The sequence below is a fragment of the Mycobacterium sp. IDUB_39 genome (genome assembly GCF_055419205.1).
This window is the reverse complement of the sequence record NZ_JBVAXF010000006.1, coordinates 90,206-110,365: the sequence shown is the minus strand read 5'-3', so window position 1 is coordinate 110,365 and position 20,160 is coordinate 90,206. Positions and strand designations below refer to the sequence as shown.

General features: G+C 66.0%; 19 protein-coding genes. 11 read left to right on the top strand and 8 right to left on the bottom strand.

What is annotated here, in order from left to right:
* The first annotated feature begins 14 nt into the window (after window positions 1-14).
* The 10 genes from ACZY0X_RS22395 to ACZY0X_RS22350 all read left to right on the top strand — a co-directional run bounded on the left by ACZY0X_RS22395 (window position 15) and on the right by ACZY0X_RS22350 (window position 11,126).
* Window positions 15-1,400, top strand: a complete 1,386-nt coding sequence (locus ACZY0X_RS22395; RefSeq protein WP_463773542.1) for an MCE family protein — start codon at window positions 15-17, stop codon at window positions 1,398-1,400.
* A 28-nt stretch (window positions 1,401-1,428) separates the two neighbouring features.
* Window positions 1,429-2,457 (top strand): MCE family protein, encoded by a 1,029-nt coding sequence (locus ACZY0X_RS22390; RefSeq protein WP_463773541.1) that lies wholly within the window; start codon window positions 1,429-1,431, stop codon window positions 2,455-2,457.
* The gene (locus ACZY0X_RS22385) at window positions 2,454-3,758 is read left to right on the top strand and encodes an MCE family protein (protein ID WP_463773539.1); all 1,305 of its coding nucleotides are present in this window, start codon (window positions 2,454-2,456) and stop codon (window positions 3,756-3,758) included. The genes ACZY0X_RS22390 and ACZY0X_RS22385 overlap by 4 nt, the downstream gene beginning before the upstream one ends.
* Window positions 3,755-5,083 (top strand): MCE family protein, encoded by a 1,329-nt coding sequence (locus tag ACZY0X_RS22380; protein ID WP_463773538.1) that lies wholly within the window; start codon window positions 3,755-3,757, stop codon window positions 5,081-5,083. Before ACZY0X_RS22385 ends, ACZY0X_RS22380 begins: the two co-directional genes overlap by 4 nt.
* 26 nt (window positions 5,084-5,109) lie before the next feature.
* Window positions 5,110-6,210, top strand: a complete 1,101-nt coding sequence (locus tag ACZY0X_RS22375) for an MCE family protein (protein WP_463773537.1) — start codon at window positions 5,110-5,112, stop codon at window positions 6,208-6,210.
* Entirely contained in the window at window positions 6,211-7,656 is a 1,446-nt protein-coding gene (locus ACZY0X_RS22370) for an MCE family protein (protein ID WP_463773535.1), read from the top strand.
* Window positions 7,623-8,309, top strand: coding sequence for a hypothetical protein (locus tag ACZY0X_RS22365; RefSeq protein ID WP_463773533.1), 687 nt, complete (start codon window positions 7,623-7,625; stop codon window positions 8,307-8,309). The genes ACZY0X_RS22370 and ACZY0X_RS22365 overlap by 34 nt, the downstream gene beginning before the upstream one ends.
* Complete coding sequence (locus tag ACZY0X_RS22360; RefSeq protein WP_463773532.1) at window positions 8,306-8,896, top strand: hypothetical protein; 591 nt, start codon at window positions 8,306-8,308, stop codon at window positions 8,894-8,896. Before ACZY0X_RS22365 ends, ACZY0X_RS22360 begins: the two co-directional genes overlap by 4 nt.
* Before the next feature lie 597 nt (window positions 8,897-9,493).
* On the top strand, window positions 9,494-10,786 hold the full coding sequence (locus ACZY0X_RS22355) for a cryptochrome/photolyase family protein (RefSeq protein WP_463773530.1): 1,293 nt from the start codon (window positions 9,494-9,496) through the stop codon (window positions 10,784-10,786).
* An 85-nt stretch (window positions 10,787-10,871) separates the two neighbouring features.
* Window positions 10,872-11,126, top strand: coding sequence for a DUF2631 domain-containing protein (locus ACZY0X_RS22350; protein ID WP_463773528.1), 255 nt, complete (start codon window positions 10,872-10,874; stop codon window positions 11,124-11,126).
* Window positions 11,127-11,138: 12 nt separating this feature from the next.
* Here ACZY0X_RS22350 and ACZY0X_RS22345 read toward each other — a convergent pair whose 3' ends face one another.
* The 3 genes from ACZY0X_RS22345 to ACZY0X_RS22335 all read right to left on the bottom strand — a co-directional run bounded on the left by ACZY0X_RS22345 (window position 11,139) and on the right by ACZY0X_RS22335 (window position 14,595).
* On the bottom strand, window positions 11,139-12,059 hold the full coding sequence (locus ACZY0X_RS22345; protein ID WP_463773527.1) for an LLM class F420-dependent oxidoreductase: 921 nt from the start codon (window positions 12,057-12,059) through the stop codon (window positions 11,139-11,141).
* A gap of 55 nt (window positions 12,060-12,114) precedes the next feature.
* Window positions 12,115-13,311, bottom strand: a complete 1,197-nt coding sequence (locus ACZY0X_RS22340) for an acyl-CoA dehydrogenase family protein (RefSeq protein WP_463773525.1) — start codon at window positions 13,309-13,311, stop codon at window positions 12,115-12,117.
* Window positions 13,312-13,467: 156 nt separating this feature from the next.
* On the bottom strand, window positions 13,468-14,595 hold the full coding sequence (locus ACZY0X_RS22335; protein WP_463773524.1) for a phosphotransferase family protein: 1,128 nt from the start codon (window positions 14,593-14,595) through the stop codon (window positions 13,468-13,470).
* 101 nt (window positions 14,596-14,696) lie between these two features.
* Here ACZY0X_RS22335 and ACZY0X_RS22330 point away from each other — a divergent pair, with 101 nt between their 5' ends.
* A complete protein-coding gene (locus ACZY0X_RS22330; RefSeq protein ID WP_463773522.1) occupies window positions 14,697-15,179 on the top strand; it encodes an SRPBCC family protein in 483 nt (160 codons plus the stop codon).
* Here the strand turns inward: ACZY0X_RS22330 and ACZY0X_RS22325 are convergent.
* The 5 genes from ACZY0X_RS22325 to ACZY0X_RS22305 are packed head-to-tail and all read right to left on the bottom strand — an operon-like array spanning window position 15,176 to window position 20,160.
* On the bottom strand, window positions 15,176-16,132 hold the full coding sequence (locus ACZY0X_RS22325; RefSeq protein WP_463773521.1) for an alpha/beta hydrolase: 957 nt from the start codon (window positions 16,130-16,132) through the stop codon (window positions 15,176-15,178). The two genes, ACZY0X_RS22330 and ACZY0X_RS22325, sit on opposite strands and share 4 nt — an antisense overlap.
* Entirely contained in the window at window positions 16,129-17,646 is a 1,518-nt protein-coding gene (locus tag ACZY0X_RS22320; RefSeq protein ID WP_463773520.1) for a flavin-containing monooxygenase, read from the bottom strand. Before ACZY0X_RS22320 ends, ACZY0X_RS22325 begins: the two co-directional genes overlap by 4 nt.
* 5 nt (window positions 17,647-17,651) lie before the next feature.
* A complete protein-coding gene (locus tag ACZY0X_RS22315) occupies window positions 17,652-18,362 on the bottom strand; it encodes an SDR family NAD(P)-dependent oxidoreductase (protein ID WP_463773519.1) in 711 nt (236 codons plus the stop codon).
* Window positions 18,363-18,406: 44 nt separating this feature from the next.
* A complete protein-coding gene (locus tag ACZY0X_RS22310) occupies window positions 18,407-19,195 on the bottom strand; it encodes an HpcH/HpaI aldolase family protein (RefSeq protein WP_463773517.1) in 789 nt (262 codons plus the stop codon).
* Entirely contained in the window at window positions 19,192-20,160 is a 969-nt protein-coding gene (locus tag ACZY0X_RS22305; RefSeq protein WP_463773516.1) for a zinc-binding dehydrogenase, read from the bottom strand. The genes ACZY0X_RS22310 and ACZY0X_RS22305 overlap by 4 nt, the downstream gene beginning before the upstream one ends.

Below are 20,160 nucleotides of genomic sequence, written 5' to 3'. Positions count from 1 at the left end.
AGAGTCGGCGCCAAGTGCGCCCAGCGTGGTGGTCAATCGCTTTGTGCGCGGTGCTCGCGCTGATCGTGTTCGTCTGTTGGTCCTTCTTCGCAGGCACATTCCGCAAGTTCGTGCCGGTGGCCCTGACCTCCGAGCGGTCCGGTTTGGTCATGGAGCCGGGCGCCAAGGTCAAGTTGCGCGGCGTAGAGGTGGGCCGCGTCGCCGACATCAAGGGCGACGGACAGCCAGTTAGCCTCCAGCTCCAGCTTTTCCCGGATCAGATCGGCCACATCCCGGCCAACGTCGAAGCACAGATCCGCTCCACCACGGTCTTCGGCGCAAAATACGTCGACTTGGTCTACCCCGACAATCCCAGCAGCAAGCGATTGGCCGCCGGCGCGGTGCTGATCTCACGCAACGTCAGCACCGAAGTCAACACCGTGTTCGACAACCTGGTCGACCTGCTCGATCACATCGACCCGGCGAAACTGAACGCAGTGCTCACCGCATGGTCCGAGGCATTTCGAGGTCGCGGTGAACGCATCGGCGAAGCCATCACGGCATCCAATGAGGTGCTGCAGGCGGTCAACCCGCTCATGCCGGCCGCACAGCGGGATTGGCAGTCGCTGAAGGCTTTCGCTGACACCTATGCCGAAGCAGCACCGAATATCCTGGCGGCGCTCGAGGCGTCAAGCATCACAAGCACGACGGTCGCCGACCACGCTGATGGCCTGGACAGTCTGCTGCTCAGCACGATGGGCTTCGCGCACGCCGGCATCGACGTGCTAGGCGCCACCCGGGAGAGCTTCCCGGACGCGGTCAACATCCTCGAACCCACCACCGCTCTGCTCTTGAAGTACAGCCCGGAGTACACCTGCCTGTTGCAGGGCGCCAAGGTGGCGCTGGACCGCGGCATGTACGACGCGGCGGGCGGCAATGGCAAGTCGATAGTGCTCGACATCGGTATGACATGGGCCGCCGATCCGTACCGCTATCCGAACCACTTGCCGAAGGTAGCGGCTACCGGCGGCGGCGGCGGCAAGCCCAGCTGTGGGTCATTGCCCGACGTCTCGAAGAACTGGCCGGTGCGCCATCTCGTCACGGACATCGGCTACGGCACTGGTTTGGATATCCGCCCCAATCCTGGCATTGCGCACCCATGGTGGGTGAACTTCTTGCCGGTCACCCGCGCCGTGCCCGAACCGCCGAGTATCCGCGGTATGGGGCCGCCTGCGATCGGTCCGGTGCCCTATCCAGGCGCCCCGCCTTACGGCGGCCCGCTATTCGGACCCGACGGAGCCCCGTTGTGGGCGCCGCCTCCACCGGGGATACCACCGCCGCCGGTGCCCGGAGTGCCGAATCCGCCACCACCCTACGGAACTGGCACCCCCGGGCCAGCCATGCCACCACCCCACCCGTGATCGACACCGCAACGCAAAGGACCTGACGATGAGAAGTGACCTGCCGGGCGTGGCAGCGCGCCTAGGGCTGTTCACTGCCGCGTGCGCGGCGGGAACGTTCGCCCTCGTCATGGTGTTCGCCCAGCTGAGATTCACGTCCTCGAACACCTACGAGGCTGAGTTCGTGAACGTGAGTGGACTGAAAGCGGGTGAGTTCGTCCGGGTTGCCGGTGTCGAAGTGGGCAAGGTGGACCGCATCTCGGTCACCGACGGCGGCACCGCGACCGTCGCGTTCACAGCCGACGATTCGGTGCTGATAACCGACGGCACAAGGGCTCTCATCCGCTACGACAACCTGATCGGCGACCGGTATCTGGAACTGCAAGAGGGCCCAGGCGGTCTACGCCCGCTCGGCCCGGGGGGGACCATCCCGCTGCAGCGCACCCAGCCCGCGCTCGACCTCGATGCGCTCATCGGCGGGTTCAGGCCATTGTTCAAGGCGTTGAATCCCGATCAGGTAAACGCATTGAGCAGTCAGCTGGTTCAGGTCTTCCAGGATCAGGGCGCCACGATCAACTCCTTCCTGGCGCAGACCGGGCAGCTGACGTCTTCACTGGCCGACCGCGATCAGCTTGTCGGAGAGGTCATTACGAACCTGAACACGGTGCTCGGATCGCTGGCCGGTCAGAGTGAACACTTCGACGAGGCAGTTACTTCGCTGTCACAACTCGTGGATGGCTTGGCCATCCGCAAGACCGATATCAGCAACTCCGTTGCCCACTCCAATGCCGCAGCCGCATCGGTCACCGAACTCCTGCAACGAATCCGCCAGCCGTTCGTGAATACGGTCGCACAGTCCGACCGGGCGAACAGCATCGTGTTGGCAGACCATGAGTACGTCGACAACCTGTTGGCCACCTTGCCAGACGCGTACCGGGTCCTTGGGCGTCAGGGGCTCTACGGTGACTTCTTCGCCTTCTACCTCTGCGAGCTCGTCCTCAAGGTCAACGGCAAAGGCGGCCAGCCGGTCTATGTGAAACTGGCCGGTCAAGATTCGGGACGGTGCACACCTCAATGAAACCTCTCCTCGAACGCAACCTGGTCGTCATCGGCGCGGTCGGCATCGGCGTCACCGCTGGAGTTGCACTGGCGGCGTTGCAATACGACAAATTGCCGTCCTTCTCAGGCGGAGAACAGTACTCGGCCTATTTCACCGACGCCGGCGGTCTGCAGGACGGCGCCGACGTACAGGTGGCCGGCTCGACTGTGGGAAAAGTAACTGGTATCGACCTCGACGGCGACCGGGTGCTGGTCACCTTCGATCTCGGCGAGAATCTCAATCTCGGTGACCGGACAGAAGCGGCGGTCAAGACCAACAGTCTGCTTGGGCTGAAGGTCCTCGAGGTGAGCCCGCTGGGCGAAAAGCCGCTCACCATGACGATCCCCGTCGAACGGACCAGGCCCGCGTACCAGCTGCCGGACGCACTGGGTGACCTGTCGACGACCATCACCAACCTCAACACCAATGAGTTGAACGCGTCACTGTCAACGTTGGCCAACGAGTTCGCCAACACCCCACCCGACTTGCAGGCAGCAGTAGACGGCGTGGCACGCTTCTCGAAGACGCTCGGCGACCGCGACCAACAATTGCGAGACCTACTCGCCAACGCCCGGACCGCCACCCACGTGTTGGCCAACCGCACCGATCATGTCGTCAGTCTCATTGAGGACTCCAGCGCGCTGCTGGCCGAGCTACACAGCGAGAGTGCGGCATTGGACGCCATCTCGGGGACTGTGTCTGCAGTGGCTGAACAACTGACCGGCTTCATCACCGACAACCGCGCTACGCTGAAGCCGTCACTGGACAGACTCAACGCCGTCCTGACGCTGCTGGACAACCGCAAGGACAAGCTGCAGGAGTCCATCAAGATACTCAACCCCTTCATGCTGTCGCTCGGTGAAAGTGTCTCTGCGGGACCATTCTTCAAGCCGTACATCGCCAACCTCCTGCCGGGACAGTTCACCCAGCCGTTCGTCGACGCGGCGTTCTCCGATTTGGGCCTGGACCCCAACGTGTTGCTGCCCTCGCAACTGCACGATCCTCAAACCGGCCAAGCCGCCACACCGGCGCTCCCGGTGCCCTACCCGCGCACCGGTCAAGGTGGTGAACCCCACCTGAACCTGCCCGACGCGATCACCGGCAACCCAGGGGACCCCCGGTACCCATACCGCGAACCACTTCCGGCGCCGCCCCCGGGCGGTCCACCGCCGGGTCCACCGGCCAACGTCGAACCACCTCCCGGACCGACTCCGGTGTTCGTGCCTGCCCCCGGTGAAGCACCGCCGGTCAGCCCGGCACCGACAGGAGGAGCGCAGTGAGGCGGTCTCGTAAGCTCACCATCGCAATGGCGGTTGTGCTGACAGTCGTACTCGCAGCCGGCATCGGGGTAGCGTCCCGATCACTGTGGAGGTCAACGCTCCGTACCCAAGTGGTGGCGTACTTCGACAGCACCACAGGGATCTATCCCGGGGACGACGTGTTGATCCTCGGCGTGACGGTCGGCAAGGTCGAAACGATCGAGCCGCAACCGCAGCACGCACGGGTCACCTTCACCGTGGACCGAAAGTACAACATCCCCGCCGATGTTCACGCCGTGATCATCTCCCCCCAGCTGGTGACGTCGCGATCTATTCAACTCACGCCGGCGTACACCGGCGGTCCGACGCTCGGCGACAACGCCGTCATCCCTCGCGAGCGCACCGCTGTTCCGGTCGAGTACGACGATCTACGCGAGCAACTGCAGAAGCTCAGTGACAGCCTCGAACCGACCGAACCGGGCCAGACCAGCCCGCTGGGCGCATTCATCAACACTGCGGCGGACAATCTGCGCGGACAGGGCGATCAGATCCGCACGGCAATCATCGAACTGTCGCAAGCGGTTTCCGCGTTCGGTGACCACAGCGATGACATCTTCACCACGGTGAAGGATCTCTCGGTGCTGGTCTCCGCACTGCAATCGAGCACTGTCCTGATGCGAGAACTCAATACGAATTTCGCAGCCGTGACACGGGTGCTGGCCAACGACCCCGGCGAAGTCGGGCAGGCCATTGCCGATATCGACGCGGTCGCCGCCGATATCCAAGACTTCGTCGCCGAACACAAAGAGCCGATCGGCATTGCGACCGACAAGTTCAGTTCGATCTCCACCGCCCTGGTCGAGAGCCTCGACGACATCAAGCAGACCCTGCACCTGGCACCCAATGTGTTGGGCAACCTCAACAGCATTTACTACCCGGCGCTGGGCGGGACGGCCGCAGTTCTGGCAGTCAACAACTTCGCCAACCCGATCAACTTCATCTGCGGTGGTGTGCAGGCGGCATCCCGACTCGGCGCCGAACAGGCGGCAAAGCTGTGCGTGCAATACCTGGCGCCCATCCTCAAGAACCGCCAGTACAACTTTCCGCCGATCGGTACCACCATCGGCCTCACTGCACCTATCCCAGTCACCGGCGCGAAGGCCCGGCCCAACGAGATCACCTACAGCGAGGACTGGATGCGGCCCGACTACCAGCCTGAAGCGCTGCCGCCGGCGCCGGCCGACCAGCCCTCGGCCGGTGCCCCGCTGGCCGCAGAAGCTGCGGTGAGCACCGACCCGGCCGCGGGCCTACCCGGTCTTATGGTTCCGCCGGGTGGTGGACAGTGAGAGGCTTTCGGCGGCTGACCGCTACCGTGACAGCGGTCGTGCTGGCCGCCGGCATGTCCGGCTGCGAGTGGCGTGGCCTGAATTCTCTGCCCCTGCCCGGTACCGCAGGCGGCGGTCCCGGGGCGTACACCGTGACCGCCCAGTTGCCGGACGTGTCCAATATCCAGCCCAACTCGCGGGTCCGCGTCGGTGACGTGACCGTCGGCAACGTCGTCAAAATCGAGCGGCAAGGTTGGCATGCCTTGGTGACTATCAGGCTCGACGGCGATGTGACGCTGCCTGCCAACACCACTGCCACGGTCGGTCAAACAAGCCTGTTCGGCACACTGCACATCGAACTCGCCCCGCCAACCACGACCGCGCCGGCGGGCAGGCTGCACGAGGGCTCACTGATCCCGCTGTCCAACACCCGCGCCTACCCCACAACCGAGCAGACGCTGGCCTCCATGTCGCTTCTGTTCAACGGTGGCGGGATCGGCCAGATCCAGGACATCACCGCCACGTTCAGCACGGCGCTGCGCGGCCGCGAACAGGACCTGCGCGGGTTCAACGAGCAGATCGACCTGTTCACCAACCAGCTCAATGTGCAACGTGACGACATCATCGACGCCAGCGACAGCATGAACCGCCTCGCCAGCCAGTTCGCCGAGCAGAAGCCCACTTTCGACGAGGCCCTGCGCACCATCCCGCGCGCACTGACAGTGCTCAAGGACCAGCGCGCGAACATGGCGAATGCCCTCGACGAGTTCGGTCAGCTCAGCGCCCTCACCACCGACACTCTCAACAAGAGCAAGGACAATCTGGTCAAGGAGTTCAACGACCTCGGCCCGGTGTTCGAAGCTTTGGCCAATGCGGGTCCCTCACTCACCCGTTCGGCGAGTTTGTTCAGCACCATCTGGCCGAAGGAGAACCTCGCCAAGTGGTTCCGCGGTGACTACGGAAATCTGACGATGGTGATCGACCTGACGTTGAGCCGCCTCGATTCCGGACTGCTCACCGGCACTCGGTGGGAAGGCGATCTGACCGAGCTGGAGCTCCAGTGGGGTCGGACCATCGGACAATTGCCAAGCCCGTACACCGCCGCCAATCCGCTGCTCGCTCCCTACCAGCACAATCAAGGTCCCTAAATGCATCTGACGACGCGGATCCGGATCCAGCTGGCACTCTTCGCCGTTGTGGCGCTCGGGGCCTTCGGAATCTTGGGCTTCGGATATCTGAACGCTCCTGCAACGTGGTTCGGCGTTGGCCGCTACACCGTGATTGTCGAGCTGCCGGAAGCTGCGGGGCTGTACAAGAGCGGAAACGTCTTGTACCGCGGCACCGAAATCGGTCGGGTAACCGACCTGCGACTCAACGGTGCGGGCGTCGAGGCGGTCCTGTCGCTGCGCTCGGACATTGAAGTCCCCGCCGACCTCGACGCCGCCGTGCACAGCGTCACCGCCATCGGCGAGCAGTACGTGGCCCTGACACCACGCAGTGATTCACCGCCTCTTCGCGACGGAGACGTCATACCCCGGGACCGCACATCGGTACCTCCCGACGTAAACACTCTGCTGGACAGCACAAATCGCGGACTTGAGGCTATTCCGCATCAGAACCTCTCCACCGTCGTGGACGAAAGTTACCGCGCCTTCGGCGGTATGGGGCCGGAGATGTCCCGAATCGTCGATGGGTCCACTCGCCTGGCCATCGACTCCCGCAAGAACCTCGAATCACTGGTCACCCTCATCAACGGGTCGGCTCCGGTCCTGGACACCCAGGTCGACACGTCCGATGACATCCAGGCCTGGTCGGCACATGTGGCCGACATCGCCGATCAGTTCCGGGACCGCGACGCCGAGCTGGCCGGTGTGCTGCAGAAGGCCGGCCCCGCCGCCGAGGAGGGGCGGGCGCTGTTCGACCGGATTCGGCCGACTCTACCCGTGCTACTGGCCAACCTCGTCTCGGTGGGACAAGTTGCCGTCACATATCAACCGTCCCTTGAGCAATTGCTTGTTCTGCTGCCGCCCTTCGTCGAGGGGTCGCAGGGAGCGATGATGGCCGACGCAGACATCAAGAGCGGCTATCGCGGCCTATATCAGAGTCTGGCGCTGAACCTTAACCTACCGCCGACGTGCGGCACCGGGTTCCTGCCCCCTCAACAGCGGCGCACCCCGGTTTCGGTCGACTACCCGGACCGGCCAGAGGGCGACCTGTATTGCAGGACACCGCAAGACTCGCCGTTCAACATCCGAGGCGCGAAAAACTACCCCTGTGTCGCGGTGCCGGGCAAGCGCGCTCCCACCGTCAAGATGTGCGAAAGCGACGAACAGTACGTACCACTCAACGACGGCTACAACTGGAAGGGCGACCCCAACGCCACGCTCTCCGGACAGGCCGTGCCCCAACTCCCGCCCGAGCAGAATGCACCACCACCCCCACCACCGGTGCCGGCGCTGGCCACCGCCGAGTACGACCCTGCCACCGGCACCTACGTCGCCCCGGACGGGCAGATGTACACCCAATCAGACCTGGCGCAGGACCCTCTGGAGGAGAAGACGTGGCAGTCCATGCTGATACCACCGGGAAGCTGACCGGTTGGATTCGCCGTCGCCGCCAAGGCCGAGCCGCCGCGAGCGAGTCAGCGTCGGTCGACGAGTTGAGCGAGACGGTCGACTACCCCCCACCGCAGGAAGTACCCACCCAGACCCCGGCAAGCGACAACATCGAAGCATCAGATGATGAAGTGACCGCTGCCCCGCACGGGTCCGGGGTACGGCTCGCGACCGTCCTCGGCCTAAGCACGGTGGCGGTATTGGGCGCGTTGAGCGGCTGGCTGGGATATCAGGCGTACCAAGGCCATCACGATGAGCGGTTGCGCTCCATATTCCTGGAAGTGGCGCGTCAGGGTGCGGTGAACCTGACCACGATCCACCACGCCGAGGCGGATGCGGACGTACAACGCATCCTCGACTCCACGACGGGGACATTTCACGAGGACTTCAAACAGCGTGCGACGGCCTTCGTCGAGGTCGTTCGCCAGGCCCAGGCCGTTTCTCAGGGCACCATCACCGAGGCTGGCGTGGAATCCGACGACGGTGGTCGGGCCCAGGTGCTCGTCGGTGTCGCCGTGAAAACGTCCACCGCCGGCTCCCCAGACCAGCAGCCGCGTCAATGGCGGATGCGGATCACCGTGCAAAAGGTCAGTGACGGCGCAAAGATCTCCAACGTCGGATTTGTACCATGACGGCATTACACGACATCGCAGCAGAGGCCGACGATCCCTGCGCGGAAGCCGATCGCGAAACACACGGTGATCCGAAGACCCAGGGTAGCCAACTGCGGCTGCGCCGATTCGTCTCGGGTCGATGGGTTACCTATTGCGTTCCGGCCCTGGCACTACTGCTGGCAATCGGTGCCAGCTACTTGAAGTGGATCGATTCGTCGGCGCACGAATTGGCCGTCGCCCGTGACGAATCCGTCCAAGCGGCCACGGAAGGAACGATCGCGGTATTGTCCTATCAACCCGACACCGCCGAGAGGGACCTCAACGCCGCACGCGACCGGTTGACCGGCGACTTCAGGGACTCATATACCTCGCTCACCCGCGATGTGGTGATACCTGGGGCAAAGCAGAAGCAGATCTCGGCAATGGCCAACGTATCTGCGGCGGCTTCAGTGTCGGTCAATGACAATCATGCGGTCGTTCTGGCGTTCGTAAACCAGACGATCACCATCGGTGATGATCCGCCCACCAACACCGCGTCAAGCGTCAGGATCAATCTTGACCGGATCTACGGTCGGTGGCTGATCTCCGCGTTCGATCCGATCTAGTGCACGGATGACAGGGGAGCTGTGCGGATGCCTATCCGGTCAGAGTCACTGTTCGGCCGGGCAATGCCAACGCCAACACCGCGCTGGCCCGCGGCCGCGGAATCCGCGACTCGGTCACGCAGGGACGCACCTATGCGCAAGCCACCGACGACCTTCTTGTCCCGTTTCCCAAGGCGATGCCGGCGTCACCGATCAGATTCGTGTCGAGCTGTGAAACGAGTCGGGTGAGCACAGCGTCGGGGAAAGTCGGGCGTGCGGCAAGGACGCACCTAGCGCAGAGATCAGGTCGTTCTTGTTGAAGTCGAGAAGGTCAAACACCAAGTTAACGTCATAGCCGTGTGAGTTCAGCGCAGCCCCCGGCAGCGGCAGCCGGACCACAGCCGGGATGGACGAGAGGAGGTGCAGTCCGGCAGATTCTTCACGGCTTGTACTGATTCCCGCTTGCCCGCCCAGTGCAGGCGCCACCACACCCTTCGACCGACACCAGCCAGGTCCAGCTCCGGTGGTGGCACTCGTCGTCCCCGACCAGAATTGCATTCCCTCACCCTGCCTCACCCCCCGGGTTTTCAGACGGCAAATTCGGGGCAAGATCAATCCATGCCCACGCTGATGTGGTTTCGGCGGGACCTTCGCCTTCACGATCTGCCGCCGCTCCTGGACGCGGCCGCAGCCGATGAACCGGTGCTGGCCTGCTACGTGCTCGACCCGCGGTTGCAGGCGTCGTCGGGCGGACGGCGGCTGGCCTACCTCTACGACGCGCTACGCGAACTGCGCGACGGCCTGAACGGTCGGCTGCTGGTGACCCGTGGCCGCCCCGAGACCCGAATACCAGCCCTGGCCAAGCAGATCGGCGCGCGCTCGGTGCACGTGACGGGTGACTACTCGCCGTTCGGCATACGTCGCGACGCGGCGGTGCGTGCCGCCCTCGGTGACGTGCCGCTGGAGGTGTCTGGCTCGCCGTACCTGGTGACACCGGGGCGCGTCACCAAGGGTGACGGCACGCCCTACAAGGTGTTCACGCCGTTCTACGCCGCCTGGCGCGACCATGGCTGGCGCGCCCCGGCGGTGACCGGCCCTTCGTCGGCGGAGTGGATCGACCCGGCCGATGTGGACGGCGGAGTCGACATCCCCACCGGCGACATCGAACTCGACCTACCGGCCGGCGAGAGCGCGGCACGCGCCCAGTGGCGCCACTTCATCTCGGACGGCCTCGCGAGATACGCCGACGACCGCAACCGGCCCGACGCCGACGGCATCAGCCGAATGTCGGCGCACCTCAAGTTCGGCACGATTCATCCGCGCACGATGGCCGCGGACCTGGGTAGCGGCGCGGGCGCTCAGGCGTACCTGCGGGAACTAGCGTTCCGCGACTTCTATGCGGGCGTGCTCCACGAATGGCCGGAAAGCGCCTGGCAGAACTGGAACAGGTCCTTCGACGGTATCGAGACCGATGACGACGATGACGCCCAAGCCCGGTTCGAGACGTGGAAGGCGGGCCGAACCGGCTTCCCGATCGTCGACGCGGGTATGCGCCAACTCGCCGAAACCGGGTTCATGCACAATCGCGTGCGGATGATCGTGGCGTCATTCCTGGTCAAGGACCTGCACCTGCCGTGGCAGTGGGGCGCGCGCTGGTTCCTCGAGCAGCTCACCGACGGCGATATGGCCAGTAACCAGCACGGCTGGCAGTGGGCTGCGGGGTGTGGCACGGACGCGGCGCCCTACTTCCGGGTGTTCAACCCGAGCACCCAGGGCGACAAGTTCGACCCCGACGAGGTCTATGTGCGGCGCTGGGTCCCGGAGTACGGCAGCGAGCACTACCCCGAGCCGATGGTCGACCACAAGGCCGAGCGTTCCGAGGCGCTGCGTCGCTACGGGGAGATCCGCTGAGACGCGCGCCGGCGGTGACACCGACCGAATACGACGCCGCGTCGTATGCCAGAATGGCGCAGGACCCAGACCGTAAGGAGCAACCGTGGCGAACACCGAGGTGGAACGACACACCGGCGTCGACGTCGAGGAAGTGCCCTCGGCGAACTGGGGTTGGTCCAAGGAGAACCCCCGGCTGATCCGCATCGGCGGCATCCTGTCCGCGCTCTTCATGCTCGCGATGATGCACGGCAACCACGTTGGCCACGTGGAGGACGTCTTCCTCGTCTTCTTCGCCGTGGTGATCCTCGGTATCGTCGCCCGCGACTGGTGGATGCGTCGCCGCGGCTTTACCCGCTAACCCCGATCGAATTCAGGCCGCGTCGATGACGAGGCGGCCGAACCTCTCGATCGACTCCAGCGTGTGCGCGAGGCTATCGCCCGGCACCGCCACCTGTATCCATGTGACGCCCAGCGCGGCGAGCTTCGCGACGCCCTCGAGGTAGACCTCCGGGTTGAAGTCGTCATCACCGGGATTGCCGCCCACGCTGTTGGAGTACATGATGTCCAGCACCGACGGGTCACGGCCCAGCGTCACGCACTTGGTGTGAAGGTCATCGATGCCGGCCTTGAGATCATCGAGTGAGTCCATCGCCGCGGTGCGGGCGGTCTGAGCCAGGATCGCCGGCGCCGGGAACGGGCACCAGCCCTCGCCGAACTCTGCGGCGCGGCGGCGGGCTGCACCGGTGTTACCGCCGATCCAGATCGGTGGGTGCGGGTGGGTGACCGGCCGGGGGTGCGCGGTGATCCCGTTGGCGCTGAAATGACGACCCTCATACGACATGTCGTCGGTGGTCCAGACGGCGCGGATCACTTCCAGCGCCTCCTCGACGAGTTGGCCGCGCTCGTCGAAGTCGACACCGAGAGCGGCGAACTCACGCTTGAGGTAGCCGACGCCGATGGCGAGGGTGAACCGGCCGCCGGACAACACGTCGAGCGTCGCACCGGCCTTCGCCACGACGAACGGGTTGCGATACGGCAGCACCACCACATGCGGGATCAACCGCAGCGTCGTGGTGTGTGCGGCAGCGAATCCCATCGCCACGAACGGATCCAGCGTGTCGTGGCCCCCGTGCTCAAGCCACTTCTGGGTCGGCGCGGGATGATCGGTGAACCCGAAACCGCTGAATCCGGCCGTCTCGGCCGCGACCGCCACCGCGGCCACTCCCCTGCCGTCCACGAGTTCCGGGTTGTACGGATGGCTGTGCATCGGGTGGGTGAAGGTGTACCGCATCTTCGCAGGCTTGGTTCTTGCAGGCTTTGTTGTCGCAGGCACTGACACAGTCCTCTCAGGACGCCAGGGTGGGCGTGTAGTTGGGTCGCCCCAGGCCGAGTTCGTGTTGGGCGATCATGTTGCGGAACACCTCGAGGGTGCCGCCGTAGATGCCCATCGGGGATGCCAGCCGGAACAGGTACTCGATACCGCCATCGTCGGCCGCGTCGGCGGCCCCGTCGGTACCCACGGGCAGCACGGCCGCCGCGCCGAGGATGTCCATGAGGTCAGGTGCCAACTCTCGCAGCGCCTGCGCGATCGCCACGCGGCCGAACTTCTCCGGTGTGCTGCGCGCGGCCTCGGTACGCGCGGCGGCCCGGCCCAGCCGGTAGGCGACCGACTCGTCATCGACGGGCCGTCTGCCGGTCGAGTCGGGTCGACCGACGATACCGGCGACGCGGTCGAGACCGTCGGCGAGCAGGAGCAGGTGCTCGGTCATGGTCGCGATCTTCTGCAGGCCCTCGCCATCGCGTTCGACGGTGCCGTGCTCGGCGTTGAGCGCCTCGCGCAGGACCGACCAACCCCCGTTGACGTCGCCAACCCGATAGTGGTCGGGAATGCGCACGTCGCTGTAAAAGGTGATGTTGGTCCGGTCGCCGTCGACGGTGCGGATCGCCTGGATCTCCACGCCGGGGCTGGCCAGCGGCACCAGAAACATGGTCAGGCTCTTGTGCTTGGGCGCTGCCGGATCGGTGTTCGTGATGAGGAAGACGTACTGCGCGTTGTGGGCGTTCGAGGTGAACATCTTGGAGCCGTTGATGATCCAGCCGTCACCGTCACGCACGGCGCGGGTCTTGCAGGTCGCCACGTCCGATCCGCCGTCGGGCTCGGTGTAGCCCAGGCAGAGCCGTAGACGGCCGGCCAGCACACCCGGCATGACCTCCGCGACGAGGTCGCGCGACCCGAACTGCTCCACGGACTTCGCGACCATTGCCGTCGTACCCCAGTGGAACCACGGCGTGTGTGCGCGCCCGATCTCCAGTTCCCAGATCCGTCTGCGCACCGCGGTGAAACCGCCGTCCTCCGCGGGGCGGTAGTCCCGCTCCAGATAGCCACGTTCGGCCAGCGCGAGATGCACTCCCTCGTCGAAGTTCTCACCCGTCGCGCGATCACGCGCGATCACCTCGTCGGTGACGATCGACGCCAAGAACTCCCGAAGTTCGGTCTGGAACGCGCTGTCCTCGTCGGACAGCTCGACATGTGCGAAGTCCATCGTCGACCCCTGTCTGGAAAGTGCGGGCGCGTGCGCCTATACCTAACACTTACCATGAAGTTTGTAACGCAATCCGGCGGGCCACCCCGGCCACTGTGGCGATTTCGGCGCGTTAACCGTCGGTGAGCGAACGAAAGCGCGCCCGAATCGCAGGGGTTAGGCGGCCTGCCGCAGCGCCGCGACGGTTTCCAGGTCCTCGACGGCGGCCACCGCACGGGCCAGCCCCTCCAACGCGATGCCCTCGGTCTGCATACCGCCGAGGCCCGCGGTGGTCAGCGGCGACACGTATGCGTACGTCACCGCCTGCCGGTAGCGGGTCCACAACTCGTCGCGGCCTAACTCGGGGCCACCGGCCGCTGCCAGCGCGCCTCGGTAGACGTCGAGCAGATCCCGCTCGGCGGCGCGACGTTGGTCCACCGGAAGGCCTAGCACCAGCGTGTACGTGAGATCGCGCGATGGGTGTCCACGCCGCACCACCTGCCAGTCCAGCAGGCCCGCGCGGCCGTCGCGGAAGTAGGTGTTGCCGGGATGGGAGTCGCCGTGCAACACAGTGTGTGTGCCCGCGTCGACGATCTCGGTGGCGCGCTGGTAGTTCTCCCACAGATACCGGCCTGCCTCGATCGGCACGTCCGTCCGGTCCGCGAGCTTGCGGGCCGACATCTTCATCAACGCCGGGGTGAGCAGGTTGGCGGGATCCTGCGACGGTGCCGCAAGCCAGCCGAATGCGCCACCGCCACCGGGCTTCTCGGGCAATCGTCCCCAGAAACTGCCGTGCAGACCGGCCAGTACCTCCATCAGGCTGGCCATCTGGTCGGCGTCGAGCGGATTGAGCGTGTCGGGAAACTGACACGGCGCCGTGGTCATGTCCTCAAGGACCACCACGTAGCGTCCGGTGAGCGGGTCGAACGCCGCCCCGTGCGAGCGTGGGATGCCCGCGCCGAGTTGCGGTGCCAGCGCCGCGTAGAACCGGGCCTCGGTCTCACCGAGACGGGCGAGTTCGCCCAGCATCCGGGTGGCAGCGGTCGCGGCCGAGAGCTTGACGAACACCGACTCGGGAACGTCGCGACCCGACAGCGCCAGCCGAGCCCGCGACGAGGTCCCCGCCTCCCCCTCCAGAACGGTCACCGACTCGACGGTGCATCCCATCACCTTCGACAACACCTCGGTCCCGAGGTCGGCGACGCGGCGCGGAAAGGACCGCGCCCGCCCGAGCGCGGCGTCCATGGCCAGTCGCCCGACCCCGTGCCCCATGTGTGCGCCCAGCCGTACCGCTCGGATCACCATCGTTCGCCGCCTCCTGCTCGTTTCGCACCAAGCGTGACAATTCGGCGACGATTTGTAAAGCTACTCCGTGACCGTCATCGACCATCGAGAGGCCAGCGCACGTGGGAATCGTCACGACCACTTCGGAGACCGCATTCACCCAGTCACCGGAGACGATCTACGACTTCGTCACCAACCCGGTGAACTGGACCAAGACCTACCCGGGCAGTTCCCACGTCGGCAGCGTCACCAACGACCTGCCGCTGAAGGTCGGTGACACCTGGACCGAGGCGGGACCGGACGGCGACCGCATCTTCACCTGGCATCTCGCGATCGCCATGCGCCCGAAGATGTGGGTGTTCAACTCGGTCGGGCGGCTCGGCCACGACCGCGAGGGCAACGGCGGGATGCCGGGCCGGATCACCGTGCAGTATCAGTTCACCCAGCCGGGGCCGGGCGTAACGCTGTTCGCACGGACCATGACCATCGAGGGGTACCGGGACGCTCCTCTGCCGGACGGCTTCTTCAAGATCGTCAACCCCGCCAACATCGACAAGTATCACGCCGCCATCGCGCGCGAACTCGACTCGGCCGCAACCGCTTAGGGACCGGGGTGCAGGGCCCGACGCAGCGCCTCACCCTGCATCGCGAAAAGCGCCTGGCTGACGTCCCACTCGGGTAGCAGCGAGTCGAACCCGTGGCACGTGCCGGCAAAGACGTGCAGTTCGGTGCCGACTCCGGCCCACATCAGCCGCAGCGCGTAGTCGACGGCCTCGTCGCGCAGCGGGTCGAGTTCGGAACACGTGATGAGTGCGTCCGCGACCCCGGTGAGCTCGTCACGGCGCGCGGGCACGGCGGACGGGGGCACGGCCTCGCCGGCCGCGACGTGGTCCCACATCTGCGATGTGGCTGGCCCGTCGAAACCCGGCGTGGTGACGAACTCGAACTTCGACGGCGTCGGCCGGTCGTCGAGGACCGGCTGGTGCAACAGTTGGAACACCACGTGTGGTGCGTCACCGTCCGCCGCCAACTGAGCCAATAGTGCGGCGAGTGCGCCGCCGGCACTGCTGCCCGCGATGGCGAGTCGGCGCGGATCGATGTCGAGATCAACCGATTCGGCCACAATCCATTTCAGGACCGCCAACACGTCATCCAACCCCGCCGGATGCGGATGCTCGGGAGCCAGCCGGTAGTCCACCGACACCACCGTGACGGCTGCCCGCCGGGCCAGCTCGACGCATTGACGGTGGTCGATGTCGAGGTTGCCGAGCACGAAGGCACCGGAGTGGCAGAACAGCACCGCGGGGGCTCGCGTCGTCGCACCCCGATAGATGCGGACCCCGATTCCTCGCCCGTGCTCATCGCGAGCGATGGCGTCGGTGACATCCACACCCGACGTGTCCAGGGCCGCTGCGCTCGCTTGCCGTCGTTCGTTGATCGAATCCCGCACGGCGGGCAGCAGGTCCGCGGCCAGATCCACCCGCGCGGCGGCCAGATGGCGCAGCGCGGACGCCAGCCGGTGCGTCGTGTCGGCGTCCGCCCCGGCGCCCGCCGTCACAGTGCGTCACCGCCCGCCACTGCATGGGCATCGACGTGGATGTCGGGCCTCTCGGTCGGTGGTTCGAAGATGTAGTCGCCAGCCCGGAATCGACGCGTCATCGCCCAGAAGTCACGCGCACTGCGCGGCCACTGGGTGACGACACGGCCGTTGGCGGCCCGAAAGTAACTGCTGCACCGCGTCGTCCACACAGTGCCGTCCATCCACTCGTCGATCCGAGCGATGAAGTCGGCCATGGTCTGCGCCCGCACCGCGACGTAGGATCTCCTGCGCCGCCGCATGTGCTGCAGGGCCTTGACGACGTAGCGCGCCTGCGCCTCGAGCATGAAGATGACGCTGTTGGAACCGACGTTGGTGTTCGGCCCATACAGCATGAACAGGTTCGGGAAACCTGGGACCGCCATGCCCAGATAGGCGTACGCGCCGTCGCGCCAGGCCTCGTGCAGCGTCTGGCCGTGCTCCCCCGTCACCTCGATCTGGCCCAGGTAGTCCGCTGCGGCATACCCGGTCGCACACACCACGACGTCGACGTCGAGTTCGCGACCGTCCTCGGTAACCAGCGAGCGGGCGCGCAGTGCCCGCGCCGGGCTGGACACCACCTCGACATGCGACTGCGTGAGCGCGGGCACGAAATCCGACGAGAACACCAATCGCTTGCAGCCGATGGGAGTCTCGGGCGTGAGGCGCTTGCGCAGGTCGGTGTCGACGACGGTTCGCTCGAGCATGGCCGCAGCCGCCGACCGGAACTCATGGGTCTTGTCGCTGCCATGCTCGATCACCGAGATGTTGGACTCACTGCGCAGCCACAACCGGGTGCGGTAGAGACGCTTGGCGAACGGCACGTGGGCGAACAGCCACTTCTCGCGGTCGGTGTACTCGCGGTCGGGTTTGGGCAGGACCCACGTCGGCGACCGCTGTATGGAGTACACACTCCTGGCCACCTTGACGACCTCGGGTACCAGTTGTGCTGCGGTGGAGCCCGTTCCGAGCACAGCGACGTCCTTGCCTGTCAGGTCGACATCGTGGTCCCAGCGGGCAGTGTGCATCACGGTGCCGGTGAACGGCTCCTCCTCGTGCAGTGTCGGCATCGTCGGCTGGGTGAACAGTCCGATCGCGGACACCACGACGTCGAACACGTGCTCCTCGCCGGTCGCGGTCATCAACCGCCAGGTCCTTGACGACTCCTGCCAGCGTGCCGAGGTCACCTCGGTGTTCAGCGTCAGGTGGGGCCCCAACCGGTGCCGCCGCGCACAACGTTCGAAGTACTCCAGAATCTCGGCCTGTCCCGACCACAGCCTCGACCAGCCCGCGTTCAGGTCGAAGGAGAACGAGTACAGGTGTGACTTCACATCGCAGGCCAGACCCGGATAGGTGTTGATGCGCCATGTCCCGCCGACGCCATCCTCACGGTCGAAGATGGTGAAGGTCTCGAAGCCCGCCCTCTTGAGGAAAATGCCCAACGCCAACCCGCCGGGTCCTGCACCGATGATGCCCACCGAGGGCCCCTTGGCCATACCCGTCATCCGATCCGCAGCGATTGGCCACCGTCGACCACGAGTTCGGAGCCGGTGATGAACGATGCGGCATCCGACACCAGGAATGCCACGGCGTCGGCCACCTCGAAGGGCTTTCCGAGCCGCCCACCAGTCGACATCTCGCTGAGCCGCCGCTGGGTGTTCTCGTCGAGCATCGGGGTCTCGATCGGGCCGGGAAGCACGGCGTTGACTCGGATTCCGGACGATGCCAGCTCGGCCGCGGTGATCTGGGTGAGCCCGCGCAGCGCCCATTTCGACGAACCGTAGGCGGCGTGGTTGGGGAACGGTCGGACCGCCCCGGTGCTGCAGGTGTTGACGATCGCGGCACCATGGGCCTGCCTCAGGTGCGCCAGCGTCGCACGGATACCGAGGAAGGGGCCGAGGCAGTTGACCCGCCAGCTGCCCTCGAAACCGGCAGGGGTCTCCTCGGACAGTGATGCGCGGTGTAGGACGCCAGCGTTGTTCACCAGTGTGCTCAGGCCACCGAAGCGAGCCACCACAGTGCGCACGGCCACATCCCACTGCTCCTCGGAGGTGACGTCGAGCGGCACGGCGATGACATCGTCGCCGGACCCGGTGGTCTCGCGCAGTTCGTCGGCGTTGCGGTCGCACGCGGCCACCCGGAATCCATCGGCGCGCAGCCTGGCCACGATCGCCGCACCCTGCCCGCGGGCCGCGCCGGTGACCAGAGCCACCCGCGCGTCGGTGGTGGTCTCGCTGGTGTTCTTCCTGCTTGTGGTCAGGAGTATCCCCCATCGTTGGAAGGCGATTCGTCGGTCTGTTCGTTGGCGGTCGCGAGATGTCGTGCGGCGCCCAGGCGCAGGGACTGCGACTCCGAGGCCAGGGTTATGACGCGGAAGCCCATGGCCGCAGCGGTGCGGCCGATCGCACCGTCGCCTGCGTGCACGCCGGCGATCAAGCCTGCGGCGGTGACGCGGGAGACGATGTGCCCCATCGCGTCGAGTACCGCAGGGTGCCGCCAAGCGTCGGCCAGGGTGTGGCCCATCGAGATGGCCAGGTCGGCCGGTCCGACATAGACGCCGCTAAGCCCTGGGACCGCGCAGATCTCGTCGACTGCGGCCACACCGCGGGCGGTCTCGATCATCACGTGCACGCTCACCCGATCCTGCAGAAGGGCGATGTCGTGGCCGAGGCTGGCCCGCAGCGGTCCGAAGCTGCGCACGCCGGCCGGAGCGAAACGCGTCGCGGCGACCGCCTCCGCGGCCTGCTCCGGCGTCTCGATCATCGCGATGATGATCGCGTCGGCGCCCGCATCGAGCACCCGGCCTATCGGCGCGGGGGCGGTGGACGGGAGCCGCACTGCGGTGGCGATCGGCAGGTGTTCGGTGCCCTTGAGTAACAGCGCGACGTCGGCGTCATCGAGATAGCCGTGCTGGCAGTCGAATCCGACGTAGTCATAGCCCGTCTGTGCGAAGGCCTCGGGTCCCGTCATGGTGGGGCCCACCACCCAACCGCCCCACACCTGGGCGCGCTGAGCGAGCGAGTCGATGAGCCTTCCGCCGGTCATCGCACGATCGCGATCTTCACGCGGCCGGGTGTGGGCCGGCATGCGGTCTCGAACGCCGCCTGTACGTCGTCGACCCTGAACGTGTGGGTGAGGTATTCCGCCAACAGGTCGGGGTGCGCGGCGGCGAAGGCCGACGCCGCGGTGAGCATGCGCCGACGCTCCAGTGTCACACCCGATTTCAGGGTCAGGTTATTGCGCAGCATGGTGCGCATGCTGATCGGATAGGTGTCATCGTCGGTCACGCCGAAGTAGAACACGGTGCCGCCGAACGCGGCCGCCTCAACGGCGTGGCCAAGTGTGGCGACCTGGTGCCCCACGGCCTCGATGACCACGTCAGGGCGATCGGCCGGATCGAGGTGGCGGATCCAGCGGTCACTTGTCGCGCGCACAACGCGGTCGACGCCGAAACGCGGCCCGAGGGTCTCCCGGTCGACGGGGTCCACACCGGTGACCAGAGCAGCACCCGCAGCTTTCGCCACGTACGAGAACAGCAGCCCGATCGAGCCCTGTCCGATGACGGCGACGTGCCTGCCCGCGAGATCGCCCAGCTGCTCGACCGCGTAGAGCACGCAGGCCAGCGGCTGTAGACCGATCGCGAGTTCCGGTGTGAGCGAGGGCTCGTAGCGGACCAATCCCTCGCCGTCGGCGACGACCTGGTCCATCAGGCCGTCGAAACCCGATGCCCAGCCCACGACGCGGTCGCCGCGGGTGTGCTCGGGATGTCGGCTGGCGAGGACCTCGCCAGCGATCTCGTGGATCGGGAATCCGTGCATCCCGGCGGCACACGCGCCGGTGTCACCCGGCAGTCGGCCCTGTGTGCCGCGAAATCCCGGCAGGTCGCTACCGCACACGCCAGCGGCCAGGAACTGCAGCAGCACCTGCCCGTCGGCCAACGACTCCGGTGAGGGCACGGGCTGCTCGGTGCGTTCGAATGTGTACGGCGCGATGAGTCGGTACGACCACAC

What these genes read in the sequence shown, in the direction of transcription:
- ACZY0X_RS22390 (WP_463773541.1), top strand. Translation starts at nt 1,429, where the DNA reads ATGAGAAGTGACCTGCCGGGCGTGGCAGCGCGCCTAGGGCTGTTCACT.
- ACZY0X_RS22385 (WP_463773539.1), top strand. Translation starts at nt 2,454, where the DNA reads ATGAAACCTCTCCTCGAACGCAACCTGGTCGTCATCGGCGCGGTCGGC.
- ACZY0X_RS22370 (WP_463773535.1), top strand. Translation starts at nt 6,211, where the DNA reads ATGCATCTGACGACGCGGATCCGGATCCAGCTGGCACTCTTCGCCGTT.
- ACZY0X_RS22360 (WP_463773532.1), top strand. Translation starts at nt 8,306, where the DNA reads ATGACGGCATTACACGACATCGCAGCAGAGGCCGACGATCCCTGCGCG.
- ACZY0X_RS22355 (WP_463773530.1), top strand. Translation starts at nt 9,494, where the DNA reads ATGCCCACGCTGATGTGGTTTCGGCGGGACCTTCGCCTTCACGATCTG.
- ACZY0X_RS22345 (WP_463773527.1), bottom strand. Translation starts at nt 12,059, where the DNA reads ATGCGGTACACCTTCACCCACCCGATGCACAGCCATCCGTACAACCCG.
- ACZY0X_RS22340 (WP_463773525.1), bottom strand. Translation starts at nt 13,311, where the DNA reads ATGGACTTCGCACATGTCGAGCTGTCCGACGAGGACAGCGCGTTCCAG.
- ACZY0X_RS22335 (WP_463773524.1), bottom strand. Translation starts at nt 14,595, where the DNA reads ATGGTGATCCGAGCGGTACGGCTGGGCGCACACATGGGGCACGGGGTC.
- ACZY0X_RS22320 (WP_463773520.1), bottom strand. Translation starts at nt 17,646, where the DNA reads ATGGCCAAGGGGCCCTCGGTGGGCATCATCGGTGCAGGACCCGGCGGG.
- ACZY0X_RS22310 (WP_463773517.1), bottom strand. Translation starts at nt 19,195, where the DNA reads ATGACCGGCGGAAGGCTCATCGACTCGCTCGCTCAGCGCGCCCAGGTG.